This is a genomic window from Shouchella clausii (assembly GCF_002250115.1).
GTDB lineage: Bacteria > Bacillota > Bacilli > Bacillales > Bacillaceae_D > Shouchella > Shouchella clausii.
On sequence record NZ_CP019985.1, the window covers coordinates 2,441,964 to 2,458,400 of the forward strand.

Here is a 16,437-nt window from a genome sequence, read left to right on the forward strand (position 1 = left end):
TATCATATGATATAACTTGTAACATATGTTACCGAATTTAAACTAATAATATGAAGTGTAACATATGTAAAAGATCATTCGTTCAAAAAACGAGGAGGAAGATGTATGTCCATTTATCGGGAATTACAAGAGCGTGATAAACAACAACAGCCAATTAAAGTGGGAGTAATCGGTGCCGGTCAAATGGGATTCGGTTTAATTTCTCAAATCTCTCGGATCCCAGGAATGGTCGTTGGTGGGATTTGCGATGTCCATATTGAAAATGCAGAAAAAGCCCGTGATTTTTACCGTTCTCAAGAAAATAGAAAAGTGGAGACTGTTGTTTCTTCTGATTACCGGGCAGTTATCCAATCAAATACAGTAGAGGTGGTCGTCGATGCAACGGGCGTCCCAGAAGTCGGTGCCAATATTGCCTTGGAGGCGCTTCGTTCAAGAAAGCATCTTGTGCTGCTAAATGTTGAAGTAGACATTACGATCGGATCATATATGCATAGCATGTTCGATGCGGCTGGCCTTGTCTATTCTGGTTCAGCAGGGGACGAGCCGGCAGCGATTGTAGAACTTTATGAATTCGCGAAAACAATGGGGTTAGAAGTAGTCGTAGCAGGAAAAGGTAAAAACAACCCACTTAAGCCAACAGCCAATCCTGATACATGTGCAGAGGAAGCCAAACAGAAACATATGAGCGCACATATGCTGGCAGCATTCCAGGATGGCACGAAGACAATGGCTGAGATGAATTTATTGAGCAATGCGATTGGGCTTGTGCCAGATAAAGTCGGGATGCATGGAGTCGACGCCAACTTAGATAATGTCGCTAAGAAGCTAGATTTGAAAGAAAACGGTGGCGTCCTTGATTCACTTGGTGTTGTAGAATATGTAAACGGTTTAGCACCTGGGGTGTTTGTCATTGTCAAAAGTGAATTGGAACCTGTAGATGAGGAACTGCGCTACTTGTTAAAAGTCAACGCTAACCATGGCCCGCATTACACGTTATACCGTCCGTACCATCTGGCAAGCCTAGAAACACCAATTACGATTGCTAAGGCAGTGCTTCATCATGATACGTCGATTCATCCCCTTGGCGCACCGGTTTCTGAAACCGTAGCAGTTGCCAAACGTGCGATTCAGCCAGGTGAGAGACTGGATGGAATTGGCGGTTATAGTGTAAGAGGCATGTTGGAAACACATCAGGATATGAAGCGGAATGGCCATATTCCGATTGGCCTGATCAGTGGCAATGTCGTCGCCAAACGAGCCATTGAAGAAGGACAGTTTTTAACGATGGATGATGTCGAACTCGACACAATGACTACTGTTTGGAAGCTGCGTGCATTGCAAGACCATTTATTTGCTGAATAACAAGGAGAAGGTGGATATGAAGCTTGTACTAATTGCTTGCTGTCTGTTGCTTATTCAATCAGCGTTGACTGCAATCCAAGTTCGCTATTACCAAAAATTGATGAAAGCACTAGTTGGAAAATATAGAGGGGAAAAGGGGTACCACCTTTTCTCAGGACAATCCCGCCGTCGAATCGGGCCTGGTTCTATCGTTCTCTTAGTAGTAGATGAGTCTTACATCATCCAAGAGTGCCAGTGTATGCGAGGGGTAAGTATTCTGTCTACTTTTAAAGAGATGGAAGAATACGAAGGAATGCACTTGGGCGAGCTGTTGGACAGGCTTCACACTTCAGAAAAAAAACGTAAGTCTCCTGCATTGCAAACGGCCTTACAGGCTGCTGGCGAGCAAGCACTAACGGCGATTTCAAAGATGAGGAGAACGACCTCGATTTCTTAAAAAGGAGTGAAAGAGATGGACTGGATTGAATGGTTCGGCGAGCATTTTATCGGCATGTTTAATGCAGGTGGAGAACAATTCATGAATCTCCTTACTGGCATTGTCCCAACGCTAGTCGTTTTACTAACCTTCACTTACGCACTAATTAAATTTATCGGGGAGGAACGGGTCACGAAAGCGATCCGTTTCACTTCAAAATATGCACTGCTACGTTACACCGTTATGCCAATCCTATCGATTCTACTACTTACGAATCCAATGGCTTACACATTTGGGCGCTTTGTCGAGGAGCGCCAAAAACCTGCTTTCTTTGATTCGCTCGTGTCATTTTTGCATCCGGTTACAGCCTTATTTCCATACGCAAACGCTGGGGAGCTGTTTGTCTATCTCGGCATAGCAAATGGATTGACACAAGCAGGTTACTCGACGTCGGAGTTAGCAGTGCGGTTTTTCCTGGTCGGTATTCTGGTTATGCTGATCAGAGGGTTACTGACGGAGCAAATCACAAAATACCTGATGAAGAGAATGTGACAGGAGGGAAACCGGCATGGCATATAAAGCAGTATTTATCAGCAAAGGTTCAGGCGGGTGGGGGACTGGCCTCCGCATTGAACCGAAAGGGAAAAAGACGAAAGTCGTGTCGATCACAGGCGGGGGAATTCACCCTGTCGCCCAACGCATTGCTGAATTGACTGGGGCAGAAGCAGTCGATGGCTTCAAACATTCAGTCCCAGAAGATGAAATGATGTGTGTCGTGATTGACTGCGGCGGAACGGCTAGAATTGGACTATACCCAATGAAACGAATTCCTACAGTTGATATTCTCGCTTCTTCTCCATCAGGCCCATTGGCAAAACATATCAAAGAAGACATTTTCGTCTCTGGTGTTACACCGAAAGAAGTGTCCTTGGCAGAAGCAACAGAGGAGAAGCACGATTCAGCCCCTGCAGAGGAAGAAAGTCGTTTCAACCCAGCAAATAAAGAAGAATTTAAGGAAGAGTACGAAAAAGTCAAAAATGAGCATCGTTCCCAAAATGATAACTGGCTCATGCGATTTTCAAAAGGAATCGGAAAAGTCACTGGTGTATTTTATCAGGCCGGACGTGATTCAATTGAAATGCTTATTAAAAATATCATCCCGTTCATGGCTTTTGTAAGCATGTTGATTGGCATTATCAATTACACGGGAATCGGCGATTTGATTGCCAATACGATGTCACCGCTTGCTAGCTCGATTTGGGGCTTAATCATCATTGTTATGATCTGCACACTGCCATTTTTATCGCCAGTGCTAGGTCCAGGGGCGGTCATTGCCCAGGTAATCGGTGTCTTGATCGGTAGCCAAATTGCGCTTGGGAATATTCCGCCGCAATTTGCGTTACCAGCATTATTTGCGATTAACGGTCAAGTGGGAGCCGATTTCGTACCAGTTGGGTTATCATTAGGAGAAGCGAAGCCAGAAACAGTACAGTATGGCGTGCCTGCCGTTCTGTATAGCCGCTTGATTACAGGCGTGTTGGCTGTTGTCATTGCCTACGTGGCTAGTTTTGGCATGTATTAAGGAGGAAAAAGAATGTATCAAACAATTGTAAAAGAAATTGGACAGATGGCCCCATCTTTTGCAGACGACAAAATCGTGATTCTTTTTGGGATGGAAGCGCCAGCAGAACTTAGGGAAATTTCATTCCTCCATCAAGTAGATGGGGAATTTGAAGACAATCCCATTAAAGAAGGCGGTACACTTGTTATTGATGAACAGGAATTTGTAATCGAAAAAGTCGGTTCGGCTGCAAATGAAAATTTACGGACATTGGGTCACATCTCGATTTACTTTACTGAACCGCAAGAAGAGGTTTTGCCTGGTGCCGTGTTTGCCAGTCCACATACATTTCCTGTTATAGAAAAGGGTAGCAAAATCACATTTAAGTAGTACAATAATAGTTGGAAATCTTGTAATGTAAAACCACAGGATAGGGTGGTCAAATGTCACTTTTGGGAGATCGAAGACTTTTAGTAAAAATCGCCCAAATGTATTACGAGGAAGGGGCGACACAATCGGAAATTGCCCAGGCCATTGGTGTAAGTCGGCCGCTTATTTCAAAGTATTTAGCGAAAGCAAGGGAGTTGGGTGTGGTAGAGATTATCATTCATGATCACGACACACATCCATTTACCGGATTGGAATCGAAAGTAGAGAAACGCTATGGATTACGGGAAGTTGTTTGTGTAGAATCCAACGAAAATGATGCTTCTAAAGCGCGGATGGGACAAGCGGCAAGCACTTATTTGTTGCGGATGATTCGCGATGGCCAGACAATTGGCATGAGCTCTGGGACGACTTTGCATGAAGTAGCGATGGCATTGTCATCTAGCCAGCACTTTCCAAACTTGCAATTCATCCCTCTCGTCGGTGGAATGGGGCATGAAAGAGTCGACATTCATGCCAACCAAATTGTTGCCAAGCTGGCTGATGTCCTTAAAGCGAAGTGCAAGTTGTTGCATGCTCCTGTACTAGTTGATTCAAAAGAAGCAAAGGAGATCATTGTCAATCAGTCTTCGATTAGAGAGATTTTTGAGATTGGCGCAAAAGCGGATATTGCCATGGTCGGCATAGGGGGGACACCAGAGCACTCGACAATGGTGAAGTCTTATCTCCAGCAGACAAAAGGCGTAATCGAGTATGAGAACATCGTAGGCGACATTTGCTACAATTTTATTGGAGAAGATGGTTGTACGATTGATAATGATTGGAATGCCAGAGTCATTTCGATGGATTTAGATCATGTAAAACAAATTCCTCTTGTGATTGGTGTAGCAAGTGGGAAGGAAAAGGTTAAAGCGATTAAAGCAGCACTTGTTGCAAAGTTGATACACGTGCTTATAACGGATGATCTGACTGCGAGAATGCTATTGGATAGTTAGAACGGATGAAGGCTGTTGAGAAAACGAATCTCAACAGCCTTTTTCGTGTGTGCCCGGCATGCGCATGGGCTATAGGGTTGAAGTCCCGAACAGTGAAGGTCACTGTAACTGTTAGCCGACGACAAGGGTGTCTGGGGCGACTCAGAATCTGAAGGAAGTCCGAGGCAAACCTCCGCTCCGAGGAACACGAATCTCATCAGGCGCTTATTCTTGGATGAGGCTGCACGACAAGTCGAAGTCCTAGTGACCAAAGGGGATAGGCGTAAATGAGGCGGAGACATGGAGGGGAAGGACATGCGCTTACCCGGGGAGATCTAGTGATCGTGCGGAACACGTTCCGTAACCACTTGTGTGAACAGGTGCTGAGACATTAGAAGTCAGCAGAAGTCATAGTACATGTCTGATCTAGACAGACATGGAAGGACGGAATCAGGAAAGGAATAAGAGGACTTGGCGAACGTTGTACGTGTTGAAGCAGAAACATCTACGGAACCTACTCTCCCGCAAGAAGCGGTGAATCCCGCAGGGGGCTGGAGAGAGGGCGGAGCGTACAGCCACACAAGAAGACCCCTCTTATACGAAGGAGTAGAAATACATGTTGGATCAGATTCTATCAAGAGACAATCTCCTCCAAGCGCTCAAGCGCGTGGAGTCCAATAAAGGAAGTCCTGGTGTCGATGGGATGACGACAAAATCCGTCCGATCTTATCTCATGGAAAACTGGGACTCCTTGAGAAGGGCAATCATGGAAGGAACCTACTCTCCTCAGCCAGTAAGACGGGTCGAAATCCCGAAACCGTCTGGAGGCGTAAGGGCATTAGGCATTCCAACGGTGATTGACCGTCTGATCCAACAAGCCATCGCTCAAGTGTTGTCAAAGAAGATGGACCCAAGCTTTTCCGAAAATAGCTACGGGTTTCGTCCAGGAAAACGGGGACATGACGCGGTCAAAAAGGCGAAGACGTATATCCAAGAAGGGTACGGATGGGTCGTGGACATTGACCTCTCGAAGTTCTTCGATCGCGTCCATCATGACCGCTTAATGAGACGTCTGAGCCAGATCATTCAAGATCGACAAGTGTTGCGTCTGATTAGACGCTACCTTCAAGCAGGGATTATGGAAAACGGACTGGTTCAGCCGAGTACAGAAGGAACGCCGCAAGGCGGACCGCTCAGTCCGCTTCTTTCCAACATTGTGTTAGATGAGTGGGATCAGGAACTAGAGAAACGAGGCTACCGATTCGTTCGTTACGCGGATGACTGCCAGATTTACGTCAAGTCACGACGGGCGGCAAAACAAACGCTAACAAAGATGACGACGTTCCTAGAGGATCGTCTCCGTCTTCAAGTGAATCGGGAAAAGAGCGCATGGGGGCGCCCGTGGGAGCGGAGCTTCCTGGGGTTCACCTTCACGCGCAACCGACAAGACCCAAAGATACGAATCGCACCCGCAAGCCTTAAACGATGTAAAGATCGCATTCGCGAACTCACCTCACGTCGCCACTCGATTGAGATGGAAGAACGAATTCGCAGACTGAATCAGTTTCTTATAGGATGGATAGGCTACTTTCAGTTAGTCGAAACGCCATCTTTCCTACAGAAATTAGACGCATGGGTGAAGAGACGCCTCCGAATGATCCGCTGGAAAGAATGGAAGAAACCGAAAACGAGACAGCGGAAGCTCGTCTCACTTGGCGCCAGGATAGGAAAAGCGTGGGAATGGGCCAATACGCGAAAAGCCTATTGGCGAATCGCGAAAAGTCCGATCTTACACAAAACCCTCGACTCTGCTTATTGGAAGAGTCAAGGGCTCAAGAGCTTAATGGAACGTTATGATACACTTCGTCAAACTTAACTGAAACCGCCGTATACGGAACCGTACGTGCGGTGGTGTGAGAGGTCGGGGGTTAGTCGCCCCCTCCTACTCTATTTTTTGTCGATGTTCAGCTAGCTACTGTGAGAAGAAACAGAAACATGTCTGCTTTGTACACCAGACTTAGCGAGAAACGCCGTGCGCAAACGATTGGTCAATCGTTTTACGCGTACAAAAGTAAAGGACGAGGTTGATGCTCCCTAGAACGATAAAGCCAGCAACACCGGTAATCCCGTTGATTAGTTCGGGGTTTCCGCCTGCGACAAGAATGAGTCCAATTCCAGCTGTCGCATTCATGACACCATGAAAGAAAGCGGCGGGGTAGATCGTTTTTGCTTTTATCGTTATAAAGCATAAAAGCGGCGACAACAGCATGCAAAAAACCGTCATCATCAAAATACCGAATAAAGGCGTACTTGGGTAATTATGTCCTGCCAACGTTAGTGGAGCATGCCATGGTCCCCACAGCAAGCCGATCAGAAAAGACGCTTTCCAGAAGCCAAGGCTTTTTAATTCAGTCAATAACAAGCCGCGCCAAGCTGCTTCTTCACCAAAAGCAAAGGCCGCATTGAGCGTGACACCGGCAAGCAAGGCGTTGATTGCCATCATCCATAGTGGATGAAAAGGCAACGCTTCAAAAGCAGCTTCCGTGGCATTCCTCGTGTTCTCATCCATTGCGGAATAATAGGCTTCCATCGTTAAGGAAAGGCTCGTTCCTGGGAAAACTAATGCGACTAAAACTGTTGCCGAAACGAGGAAGAATGGCAAAAAGGCGGCGAGAACCCACCAAAAAGAGAAGCGCCCTTTTAATAGCAAAGCAGGTGCGAGCGGCTGTTTGAAAACGACTTTTTGCGTTAACACAGCGCTGATAAACGGGAAGAGCATATACACCATCGCAAATAATTGAAAGATTAGAGGGTTTTTGTAGGCGCCGCTCAGCAAAAATACCGCTCCTGTGCCAAAGCTGATTCCAAAAAGAATACAAACAAACACAATGAGCTTCTTTTTATCCATGGGCTTTCACGTCCTCGTTTTTTCTATATGTACGTAGAGAAGATAGAAAGGATTCATTTCTCTTGATATACCCCTATAGGGTATGTTATGGTTTAAGCAGATACTTCATTTTAGCCGAGAAGGTGAAATAGATGAGTGAGAAAAAAGCAGCGCTCTCGATTACCGGAATGACGTGTGCGGCCTGTGCAACGAGAATTGAAAAAGGGCTTAACAAGATCGAAGGCGTCTCACAGGCGACGGTTAATTTAGCGAATGAGAAAGCAACCATTACCTATGACAGCAACAAAACCGAGCCGAACGTTTTTGCTGAGAAAATCGACAAGCTTGGCTATGGCGTTCGTCTTGAAAAAGCGATCTTTAATGTAAAAGGAATGACTTGTGCTGCTTGTGCAACGAGAATCGAAAAACGACTCAAAAAAATGCCTGGTGTCACAGAAGCAAACGTAAATTTAGCGATAGAGCGGGCAACGGTTGTCTACAATGAGGCAGAAACAAACGAACAGGAAATGATTCGCGTTGTTGACAAGCTTGGCTACCAGCTTGAACACGAAGCGGCTAGTAACGGGAACGCCAAAGAAGAAGAAAGCCAGAAGCGTTTCGGATTGTTTCTTTTTTCAGCCATCTTGTCACTGCCACTTCTTTGGACGATGGTGACCCATTTTGAATTTACATCGTTTTTGTATGTACCTGATATGTTCATGAATCCATGGGTGCAGTTAGCGCTGGCGACACCCGTTCAACTGATTGTCGGCGCGCCCTTCTATAAAGGAGCCTACAAAGCATTGGCAAACAAAAGCGCCAATATGGACGTCCTTGTTGCCCTGGGGACGACAGTCGCCTACGTTTACAGCATTTTTCTTGGTTGGGAATGGTACCAGAATGGCCAAGTGGGCATGCCTGAATTGTACTTTGAAGCGGCCGCTGTCATTCTTACGTTAATTGTGCTAGGCAAATGGTTTGAAGCGAGAGCCAAAGGAAGAACAAGCAAAGCGATTTCTACTTTATTAGGATTGCAGGCGAAAACGGCACGAGTAATCCGTAACGGCAGTGAAGTCGAGTTGCCGATTGAAGAAGTAAAGGCAGGCGATGAACTTGTCATTCGCCCGGGAGAAAAAATTCCCGTCGACGGCTACGTAAAAAGCGGTGCCTCTTCCGTCGATGAATCGATGATTACAGGAGAAGCGCTCCCAGTCAGCAAGGAAGCAGACGATCTGCTGATCGGAGCAACGCTAAACAAGCAAGGGTCGCTGCGAATGATTGCCACAAAAGTCGGCAAAGATACAGCACTTGCGCAAATTGTCAAAGTGGTTGAAGAGGCGCAAGGGTCGAAAGCGGATATTCAACGTATTGCTGATAGAGTGTCTGGCGTTTTTGTCCCTGTTGTCGTTCTCCTAGCGGCAGCCACTTTTCTGGTTTGGTACACACTCATTGATCCAGGCAACATTCGCGCAGCGATTGTTCCTTTTATCACGATTTTAGTCATTGCCTGCCCGTGTGCGCTAGGTTTGGCGACACCGACGTCAATTATGGCTGGTTCCGGTCGAGCGGCTGAACTAGGGCTGTTGTTTAGAGGAGGCGAGCATTTGGAAAATACACGATCAATTACAACGGTTGTCCTCGACAAAACGGGCACGGTGACGAAAGGGACGCCGCAATTAACGGACATTGTGCCTGCAGAAGGAATAGACGAGAATGAGCTACTTGCTATAGTGGCAAGTGCTGAATTTGAATCGGAACATCCATTAGCGAATGCCATTGTGCAAGGTGCTGCTGACCGTGCCATTTCCTTAAGGAAGGCTGAGGCGTTTGAAGCATTAACGGGCTATGGCATTCGCGCTAAAGTGGACGGTGTTGTTATTCATATTGGTACACGAAAGCTGATGGAACAGGCAACAATCGACTACGCTGTGTTAGAAGAGCGGATGGAAAAACTGGAGCAGCAAGGGAAAACAGCGATGCTAGTAAGCAGCGGTACAGACATTGCTGGTTTGGTTGCTGTGGCTGATACAGTGAAGGAAACGTCTAAGGAAGCGGTGGAACGCCTCCACGAACTTGGGCTTGAAGTGATTATGCTCACTGGCGATAATGAGCGAACAGCAAAAGCGATTGCAGCGGAAGTTGGGATCAACCATGTGATAGCGGGTGTGTTGCCAGAGGAAAAAAGCGATGAAGTGAAGCGTCTTCAAGCAGAAGGCAAACGAGTAGCAATGGTAGGCGACGGCATTAACGATGCCCCTGCTCTTGCGGTAGCAGATGTGGGAATGGCGATGGGAACGGGCGCCGATGTGGCGATTGAAACAGCCGATGTCACGCTTATGCGTGGCGATGTAAACAGCGTCGCTGATGCGTTTCTCATGAGCAAAAAAACGATGCGCAACATTAAACAAAATTTGTTTTTCGCCTTTTTTTACAATTCGGCGGCAATACCAATTGCGGCGGCTGGACTCCTCGCCCCATGGGTAGCAGGAGCAGCGATGGCCTTTTCGTCTGTATCCGTTGTCGCAAATGCCCTGCGGTTACAACGAATCCGTATGCCCCAGAGAGGAGCTGCTAGTCAATGACGATTAAACGCTGGATACTAGCGGCTGTATGCTACTTGATCCTTGTAGTTGCAGGCTACGGTTTGCTAACTGGAACCAATCCGTTCGAAAGCACGGACGTTCATGAAAGTGAGCCTCACGAGTGAGACAACTTCAATAGAAAAGCTCAAGCCCCTGGCGAATGGCCAGGGGCTTGTTGTGCAAGTTTTAGTTGAGAGCGGCACGGAAGTAAAGCAGTCTCGTGATCAAAAAGTAAATCAATTGCAAGGCAGCATAAATGGAAATGACCAAGATCGCGTTTAATACAAGGTTGACATCGAGCATGTTGCTGAGCATCACGTAGGCAAAGCTGGCATGGACACTGCCGACAAGCACAGGTACAAAGAAAAGGAAACCCATTTGTTTATCCAATATCCGGCGCTTTTCTTTGTCTGTTAAGCCAATCCGGCTTAAAGCAAACAATTGTTTTTTCGTATCGGCCAAATCGGTAAACAATTTCAAATAGAGCATGCTTCCTTGGACAATGAAGAATAGCAAGCTGACAAACAAGCCAATAAACAGTACTAAGGAATACATTTGCATCAACATATGGTATTGATACGGCTTAGCTTGCAATACATAACCGTGTTCCCCTGTTGCTTCCATAATCGCCTCGGATACTTCCGTCTCATTTTGCCAATCGTCAAGTTCATAGGCAATGAAACGTTCGGTATGAACAGCAGGGGCCTGCTCCGCTTTGGCAAACGCTTCATCTGAAAGGATAAAGGTACTATTACTACTAAACAGAACCTCATTGTGTACTTCAAGATCCGTAAAGGTTTGCTCGGACTCGCCAAACGTAATCGTCAGTTCATCAAATTGAGCGGGGGAAAATAGATCTTCTCGACTAAAAGCTATAATTTCATTGCCTGCTAATGAAACAGGTTCTAAACCGATGTCTTCGCTGAGCCGGTTAAACGTGCTCTCCGAAATGACTGAACCAGACAATACCGTCTGTTCGTTCAAATAGGTTGGCGTGCCTAAAAACTCAACGTCAAGCATCTGTTCATCAATTTTAAACAGAACCTCAGAGTCGTATTCTGCTAGCAATGATTCAACCTTTTCGGTCGTAATTATATCGGCCTCATCGTCCGTTTCTTCAACCGTCCAGAAAATCGAGTACGGCATATTCCCCATTCCTTCAGTGAGAATCGCATTAAAAAACATATAAACGGTTCCCGAAGCTGTCAGGACGACAGCGCTAATGACAGATGTCAAAAACAGCATGCGTGCGTAATCTTTTAAGCGAAACAAAATGTTTGTCCGCGTAATTAAAGTCGTGCCTGAGTATAAGGAGCGTTTGTTACTGTAGAGGCGCTTGTAAAGCGCTACCGTGCCCTGGGTAAATAGAAAATAAGTGCCGACTACCACAAGCCCTAATACTGGGAACATGGTTAGCATGACGGTCATCATGTTGGTTGTGACAGCTAGCCCATAGCCAGCTCCAAGGCAAACCACCGTAAGCACGGTGAGCCAAACGGATGTCTTTGGCATCATCTTTGGCTTGCTTGCTTCTTTCAGCATTTGAATCACTTCTTGGTTGCGAAGTTTCCAAAATGAAAGCAGCGAGAGAACCTGGAATAATAAGAAAAAGCCAACGCCTGTTACAAGATAAGCAGCAGGCACAAATTTGAACGTAATCGGCGCGTCGACAGCAAGCAACATCGTCATAAACATCAAAAACAATTTCGAGAAAAGCGTGCCAAGCAGTAGCCCGCAGACGATAGCGACAATCGAGATAATCGTTTGCTCATAATAAACAAGGGAGCGTAACTGGCGTCTGTTCATGCCAAAAAGGGTTAAAAGGCCGAATTCCTGTGAGCGCACTTGCAAAAAGACATTGTTCGAATAGGCGATAAAAAAGATCGAAAATAAGACAATGATTACTTGTGCTGCCACCATGCCGTTTTTGACGACCTGGTGTATGCTTTCCTCGGCGATATCTGGGTGAAAAATAAACTGAGCATAGATAAAAAAGATCATGACGGTGAACACGCAACTTAGAAAATAAGCAGCATAGCGTTGGGCGTGGCCAGTGATGTTTCTACGGGCGAGTGTGCGCAGATTCATGGAAATCGCCCCCTAAAACGCTAAGCGTGTCTAAAATGTTTTGGTAAAACGTTTGTTGGCGGTCGCCTTTGCGGATCTCGGAGAAAAAGGCGCCGTCTTTGATAAAAACGATTCGGTCGCAATAGCTGGCTGCGGTAGGGTCGTGTGTAACCATTAAAATGGTCGCGTCCCGTTCTTTATTCATGGCCGTAAGCGTATCAAGCACTTGTCTTGCTGCTTTTGAATCGAGGTTTCCTGTTGGCTCGTCGGCTAACACCATTGCTGGTTGGTGGATAAAGGCCCGTGCGCATGCCGTACGTTGTTGCTGGCCTCCTGAAATTTCAGAAGTACGCTTATCCAAAATGGAAGTAATGCTAAGCAATTCAGCAATATTGGCAAGGCGTTTTTCCATTTCTTTGTATGGCACTTTGTCCAATGCCAATGGGAGCAAAATATTTTCACGGACGGTTAAAGTGTCGAGCAAGTTAAAATCCTGGAACACAAAGCCGAGTTCTTTGCGGCGAAAAAGTGCTAATTTATTGTTTGACAGCGTTGCCGGATTGGTGCCGTTAATGATGATTTCGCCTGCTGTCGGTTTGTCAATCGTTGCTAACATATTGAGCAAAGTCGTTTTTCCGCTGCCAGACGGACCCATGACACCAACAAATTCGCCTTTATCTACTTGAAGTTGGAAAGGCAGCAATGCCTTATAGGCAAGCCCTTCCTTTTTCGGATAATAGGTTTTCGTTAAATTTTTGACTTGAAGAATGGACATCGTGCGTTCCTCCTATAACAACGTTTGTGTAATCAGTATAGAAAAGAACGCCTGCGTTTCCCATTGAATCAGCTTTCAAATTTCTATGTTTAGCTTACATTTTTGTCATGTTTGATGAAGTGTCTTTGAAGAAAAAACAAGTGTAGCCGTCGTACCTTTGCCAGGCTCAGAATGTAAGTAGAGCCTGTGGCCGAGTTCACGGGCGATCGTTTGCGCTAAATAGAGCCCCATTCCTGTAGACTCTTGGTAGCGCCTGCCATTTTCACCAGTGAAAAACGGATCAAATACACGGGGCAAATCTTTTGCTGGGATGCCTACACCTGAATCGGCTATTGAAAATTCAAGTTGATGGTGCTGTTTTTTAAATGAAAAACGGATGCGTGCTTGTTGCTTTTGCGGCGAATATTTTAAGGCATTATGCAAAAGCTGTGCGATGATGACGCGCAGCCACTTGCTGTCGCTAGCGACCGGTTCAGCTTCCTCAGCATCAAGTTCTGGAAAAATGCCCCGACGGATGAACTGGCGCTTTTCCTCATTAATGAGCTCCCGAGCAATTGCTGCAGGATCGACGAGCTCCGCCTTTAAGTCGAGAGAAAAGTGGTCAAGCCGAGCAAGGTGAAGCATCAGTTCAAGGCCATGGCGGAAGCGGTCGTTTTCGGCACTTATGTCGTCAAGCCATTCTTTATCGGTTAGTGTTTGTTTTCCCTCTTGGACGAGCAGGGAAATAACGGAAACAGGCGTTTTCATATGGTGAACCCACTGATTAATAAACATTTGGTGCTGCTTTTGCGCTTGTTCAAGCCTCTCGACTTCTCGTTGAATGTCTTCCTGTGCCCGCTTATGAAGGCGAAGCCATGCTTGCGCTTCACGAGATGGAGGATTGGCAGCCTCCAATTCATAGCTTGAGTCAAGAGAGACCGTTTTTTGATGAGCGAGCCGATGCAATTTCTTTAAATACGTTTTTTGGTGGAGGTAATCGACCGCCAGCCATACAATTAAGAAAAAACTAGTTAACAGCAACAAATAAAAGGCGATCGGGGCGTTGATATTTTCATTGCTTATATGCATATACAACGATGCCGTTAAGATGAGCAACCCTGTGTTCATGTAAAAAAATAAAATCACCGCTAGACGGTCTTTTAAAAACGTACGAATCATGATGAGTGCCCACCCCAATTGACGTCTAGTCTATATCCTTGCCCGCGGATCGTTTGGATCGCATCAGTGATGCCCAGTTCTTGCAGGCGCTTTCGCAGTCGTGTCACATTTACAGATAATGTATTGTCATCGACAAAATCAACTTCATCCCACAGCGTTTCCAAAAGCTCGTCCCGACTAACAATCGTATTTGGCGATTCCGCTAAACGTTGGAACAATAAAAACTCTTTCTTCGTTAATTCCAATTTGGCATCGTTATAGACGAGTTCATTTCGGTCAGGGTAAAAATAAAGGTTGTCCAGTTCCCTTACCGTTTGCTGGATGTCACGGGCATGGGCGTACTCGCCGTAGGATCGGCGTAAGGCGCTTTTTACTTTAGCCAGTAGCACTTCTAAATGAAATGGTTTCGTAATGTAATCATCGCCGCCATTCTCAATCGCCATCACTTGGTTCATGTCGTCTGTCCGGGCAGAGATAAACAACACCGGCGCATTGGAAACAGTACGGATTTGCCTACACCAATAAAAGCCATCATAAAGAGGCAAATTTATATCGAGTAAGACAAGATCAGGCTGAATCGCAACAAATTCCTGTTTGATCGTTTCGAAATTCTCCGCCAATGTAACTCGATAGCCGTACCGTTCTAAATGGTCAGCCATAATCCGGCGAATTTGCTGGTCATCTTCCACTATATAAATATGGTACATATATAAACCATCCTTTTTTTACACTTTTCACTCTCTAGCATAGCATGTCCATCTGCAAAAGGGGACAATCATCGCTATGTGTTTAATATCTAAGCAAACGAGAATCATATAGTGGAACGAATTAGGGTAATATTTCCTTTCGTTTATATCTATTTGCCTGTTAGTAGTATAAATGGAACAGGTAATAAGGCTCAAAAGTGCTACGCATCGATTGGGTGAAACAGGTTATTTTTTCATCGTATTAAGTCTATTTATCTAGTTTTGGCGATATTTTTATAGGTTATAAGAGTCAATTTTAGAAATGTTTGGTATATAGGGAGGGATTTTCTTTCGGGCCGCGAATTTTATATAGCATAACAGAGGAGGCCTTAGATATGTATGACATAATTAATGAATTACTTCCAGCCTCTGAAAGAATTTCACGTACCAATTCTCGCATGCTGGAACAAATGAAAAGACTACACGAATCAGGCATTCAATCGCTATGCTATGCTCCGTATTTTGACGCGATGGAGCCTGATACCTATGGAAAAGCGATTCGCGCTGCTATAAAGGCGCATCAAGATCAAGGTATATTGCCACTTTTGCCAGGCCATACATTGCGCCTTTCCTATGATCTTCCAGAAGCATTACGCTCTGGCCGTGCGCTTTCCCTAAATGATACGATGTACGTACTTATCGACATAGAGAATAAGCCAATTACTGAAATCGACTTACAATTATATGAGTTAGAGCTTGCCGGATATATACCGGTTATCCTTCATCCAGAAAAACAAACTTGCTTTCAAAATGACACAGACAAACTGTACCGCCTTATAAAAAACGGCGCCCTTGCGCAAATTCAAGCTGCAAGCCTGCTTGGGGAGAATGGAAAAAAAGCGAAAAAGCTTGCTCAACAGTTCGTTAAGCATAAGCTAGCCCATGCGATTGCTAGTTTTGAATGGCCAAAAGATGGCAGTGATTGCCCGCTTTTGAAAGCGGTCCCCCTTGTAGAACGAATTGAACATCCATATGGTGGTGAAGTCGCGAAAAACGTGATGAGGATTCTTAACGGTGAGCAAATAGCCATGGATGAACCCATCCGTGTGGAAAGAAGTCGTTTGTCCTCCTTTTTGAATTGACGTGTGGCTGGTACACTGGTAATTGGAGGTAGGATAAATGATAAACTCAGTTGCAGAAACACTCATTAGCCAGATCCAAGCACAGGGGAAGGAATTTATTAGCGAGTGGCAGTTTGAAGGCTACATTCCGATGGATGAGGGTGTGCTTTTGTATGTAAAAACCCGTCAAGGCCAGCCGGTTGTCATTAGCCTTAAACAAGAGAGTGAAGACCGCTATCATGTGGAAATGGTGCGAAATAATGATAAGTTTGACCGCATCGTTCTTGGTGGCGACTACGACGTTCCGGAATCTGAGTTGGCTATGCGCATTGATATGTTGCTTGGCGCTGCGAAACATTAAGAGCAGCGCCTTTTTTGCTTCTCTCGTATCGATTGGTTAGCATCAGTTCGTTTCACATGTATCTTTCGTTGGGGAAAGCACTGTTTGTTTTTCTGGGATGC

Annotated in this window: 16 protein-coding genes; 11 read left to right on the forward strand and 5 right to left on the reverse strand. The window is 45.6% G+C overall.

Features of this window, described 5'->3' with window-relative positions:
• The first annotated feature begins 105 nt into the window (after positions 1-105).
• The 7 genes from BC8716_RS11625 (at position 106) to ltrA (ending at position 6,575) form a co-directional block, all read left to right on the forward strand.
• The gene (locus tag BC8716_RS11625; RefSeq protein WP_094425848.1) at positions 106-1,362 is read left to right on the forward strand and encodes an NAD(P)H-dependent oxidoreductase; all 1,257 of its coding nucleotides are present in this window, start codon (positions 106-108) and stop codon (positions 1,360-1,362) included.
• 16 nt (positions 1,363-1,378) lie between these two features.
• On the forward strand, positions 1,379-1,798 hold the full coding sequence (locus tag BC8716_RS11630; protein ID WP_094425850.1) for a transcriptional regulator GutM: 420 nt from the start codon (positions 1,379-1,381) through the stop codon (positions 1,796-1,798).
• Positions 1,799-1,813: 15 nt separating this feature from the next.
• A complete protein-coding gene (gene srlA / locus BC8716_RS11635) occupies positions 1,814-2,329 on the forward strand; it encodes a PTS glucitol/sorbitol transporter subunit IIC (RefSeq protein ID WP_062746084.1) in 516 nt (171 codons plus the stop codon).
• A 16-nt stretch (positions 2,330-2,345) separates the two neighbouring features.
• On the forward strand, positions 2,346-3,359 hold the full coding sequence (srlE, locus tag BC8716_RS11640; RefSeq protein ID WP_094425852.1) for a PTS glucitol/sorbitol transporter subunit IIB: 1,014 nt from the start codon (positions 2,346-2,348) through the stop codon (positions 3,357-3,359).
• Positions 3,360-3,371: 12 nt separating this feature from the next.
• The gene (locus BC8716_RS11645) at positions 3,372-3,728 is read left to right on the forward strand and encodes a PTS glucitol/sorbitol transporter subunit IIA (protein ID WP_094425854.1); all 357 of its coding nucleotides are present in this window, start codon (positions 3,372-3,374) and stop codon (positions 3,726-3,728) included.
• A gap of 53 nt (positions 3,729-3,781) precedes the next feature.
• Entirely contained in the window at positions 3,782-4,720 is a 939-nt protein-coding gene (locus tag BC8716_RS11650) for a sugar-binding transcriptional regulator (protein WP_094425856.1), read from the forward strand.
• Between the two features lie 595 nt (positions 4,721-5,315).
• Positions 5,316-6,575, forward strand: coding sequence for a group II intron reverse transcriptase/maturase (gene ltrA / locus BC8716_RS11655; protein WP_094425858.1), 1,260 nt, complete (start codon positions 5,316-5,318; stop codon positions 6,573-6,575).
• Positions 6,576-6,716: 141 nt separating this feature from the next.
• Here the strand turns inward: ltrA and BC8716_RS11660 are convergent, their stop codons facing one another.
• Positions 6,717-7,607: a CPBP family glutamic-type intramembrane protease gene (locus BC8716_RS11660; RefSeq protein ID WP_094425860.1), complete on the reverse strand. Its 891-nt coding sequence runs from the start codon at positions 7,605-7,607 to the stop codon at positions 6,717-6,719.
• A gap of 131 nt (positions 7,608-7,738) precedes the next feature.
• On the opposite strand from BC8716_RS11660, the gene BC8716_RS11665 reads away from it, so the two are divergent.
• A complete protein-coding gene (locus BC8716_RS11665; RefSeq protein ID WP_094425862.1) occupies positions 7,739-10,168 on the forward strand; it encodes a heavy metal translocating P-type ATPase in 2,430 nt (809 codons plus the stop codon).
• Positions 10,165-10,293: a hypothetical protein gene (locus tag BC8716_RS22810; protein WP_257007951.1), complete on the forward strand. Its 129-nt coding sequence runs from the start codon at positions 10,165-10,167 to the stop codon at positions 10,291-10,293. The genes BC8716_RS11665 and BC8716_RS22810 overlap by 4 nt, the downstream gene beginning before the upstream one ends.
• A 61-nt stretch (positions 10,294-10,354) precedes the next feature.
• Here the strand turns inward: BC8716_RS22810 and BC8716_RS11670 are convergent, their stop codons facing one another.
• The 4 genes from BC8716_RS11670 to BC8716_RS11685 all read right to left on the reverse strand — a co-directional run bounded on the left by BC8716_RS11670 (position 10,355) and on the right by BC8716_RS11685 (position 14,875).
• On the reverse strand, positions 10,355-12,256 hold the full coding sequence (locus tag BC8716_RS11670; protein WP_094425865.1) for an FtsX-like permease family protein: 1,902 nt from the start codon (positions 12,254-12,256) through the stop codon (positions 10,355-10,357).
• Positions 12,231-13,010: an ABC transporter ATP-binding protein gene (locus tag BC8716_RS11675; RefSeq protein WP_094425867.1), complete on the reverse strand. Its 780-nt coding sequence runs from the start codon at positions 13,008-13,010 to the stop codon at positions 12,231-12,233. Before BC8716_RS11675 ends, BC8716_RS11670 begins: the two co-directional genes overlap by 26 nt.
• Before the next feature lie 105 nt (positions 13,011-13,115).
• Entirely contained in the window at positions 13,116-14,168 is a 1,053-nt protein-coding gene (locus tag BC8716_RS11680; protein WP_094425869.1) for a sensor histidine kinase, read from the reverse strand.
• A complete protein-coding gene (locus BC8716_RS11685; protein ID WP_094425871.1) occupies positions 14,165-14,875 on the reverse strand; it encodes a response regulator transcription factor in 711 nt (236 codons plus the stop codon). Before BC8716_RS11685 ends, BC8716_RS11680 begins: the two co-directional genes overlap by 4 nt.
• Before the next feature lie 374 nt (positions 14,876-15,249).
• Between BC8716_RS11685 and BC8716_RS11690 the strand changes: the two genes are divergently transcribed.
• Positions 15,250-15,996 (forward strand): CpsB/CapC family capsule biosynthesis tyrosine phosphatase, encoded by a 747-nt coding sequence (locus BC8716_RS11690; protein ID WP_094425873.1) that lies wholly within the window; start codon positions 15,250-15,252, stop codon positions 15,994-15,996.
• 37 nt (positions 15,997-16,033) lie between these two features.
• The gene (locus tag BC8716_RS11695; protein ID WP_094425875.1) at positions 16,034-16,336 is read left to right on the forward strand and encodes a hypothetical protein; all 303 of its coding nucleotides are present in this window, start codon (positions 16,034-16,036) and stop codon (positions 16,334-16,336) included.
• Positions 16,337-16,437: the final 101 nt, after the last annotated feature.

Bases quoted from the DNA above. Each gene is read 5' to 3' on its own strand.
- BC8716_RS11645 (WP_094425854.1), top strand. From the start codon at position 3,372: ATGTATCAAACAATTGTAAAAGAAATTGGACAGATGGCCCCATCTTTT.
- BC8716_RS11685 (WP_094425871.1), bottom strand. From the start codon at position 14,875: ATGTACCATATTTATATAGTGGAAGATGACCAGCAAATTCGCCGGATT.
- BC8716_RS11630 (WP_094425850.1), top strand. From the start codon at position 1,379: ATGAAGCTTGTACTAATTGCTTGCTGTCTGTTGCTTATTCAATCAGCG.
- BC8716_RS11690 (WP_094425873.1), top strand. From the start codon at position 15,250: ATGTATGACATAATTAATGAATTACTTCCAGCCTCTGAAAGAATTTCA.
- BC8716_RS11695 (WP_094425875.1), top strand. From the start codon at position 16,034: ATGATAAACTCAGTTGCAGAAACACTCATTAGCCAGATCCAAGCACAG.
- BC8716_RS11650 (WP_094425856.1), top strand. From the start codon at position 3,782: ATGTCACTTTTGGGAGATCGAAGACTTTTAGTAAAAATCGCCCAAATG.
- BC8716_RS11675 (WP_094425867.1), bottom strand. From the start codon at position 13,010: ATGTCCATTCTTCAAGTCAAAAATTTAACGAAAACCTATTATCCGAAA.
- BC8716_RS11670 (WP_094425865.1), bottom strand. From the start codon at position 12,256: ATGAATCTGCGCACACTCGCCCGTAGAAACATCACTGGCCACGCCCAA.
- BC8716_RS11625 (WP_094425848.1), top strand. From the start codon at position 106: ATGTCCATTTATCGGGAATTACAAGAGCGTGATAAACAACAACAGCCA.
- BC8716_RS11660 (WP_094425860.1), bottom strand. From the start codon at position 7,607: ATGGATAAAAAGAAGCTCATTGTGTTTGTTTGTATTCTTTTTGGAATC.
- BC8716_RS11680 (WP_094425869.1), bottom strand. From the start codon at position 14,168: ATGATTCGTACGTTTTTAAAAGACCGTCTAGCGGTGATTTTATTTTTT.
- srlA (WP_062746084.1), top strand. From the start codon at position 1,814: ATGGACTGGATTGAATGGTTCGGCGAGCATTTTATCGGCATGTTTAAT.
- ltrA (WP_094425858.1), top strand. From the start codon at position 5,316: ATGTTGGATCAGATTCTATCAAGAGACAATCTCCTCCAAGCGCTCAAG.
- srlE (WP_094425852.1), top strand. From the start codon at position 2,346: ATGGCATATAAAGCAGTATTTATCAGCAAAGGTTCAGGCGGGTGGGGG.
- BC8716_RS11665 (WP_094425862.1), top strand. From the start codon at position 7,739: ATGAGTGAGAAAAAAGCAGCGCTCTCGATTACCGGAATGACGTGTGCG.
- BC8716_RS22810 (WP_257007951.1), top strand. From the start codon at position 10,165: ATGACGATTAAACGCTGGATACTAGCGGCTGTATGCTACTTGATCCTT.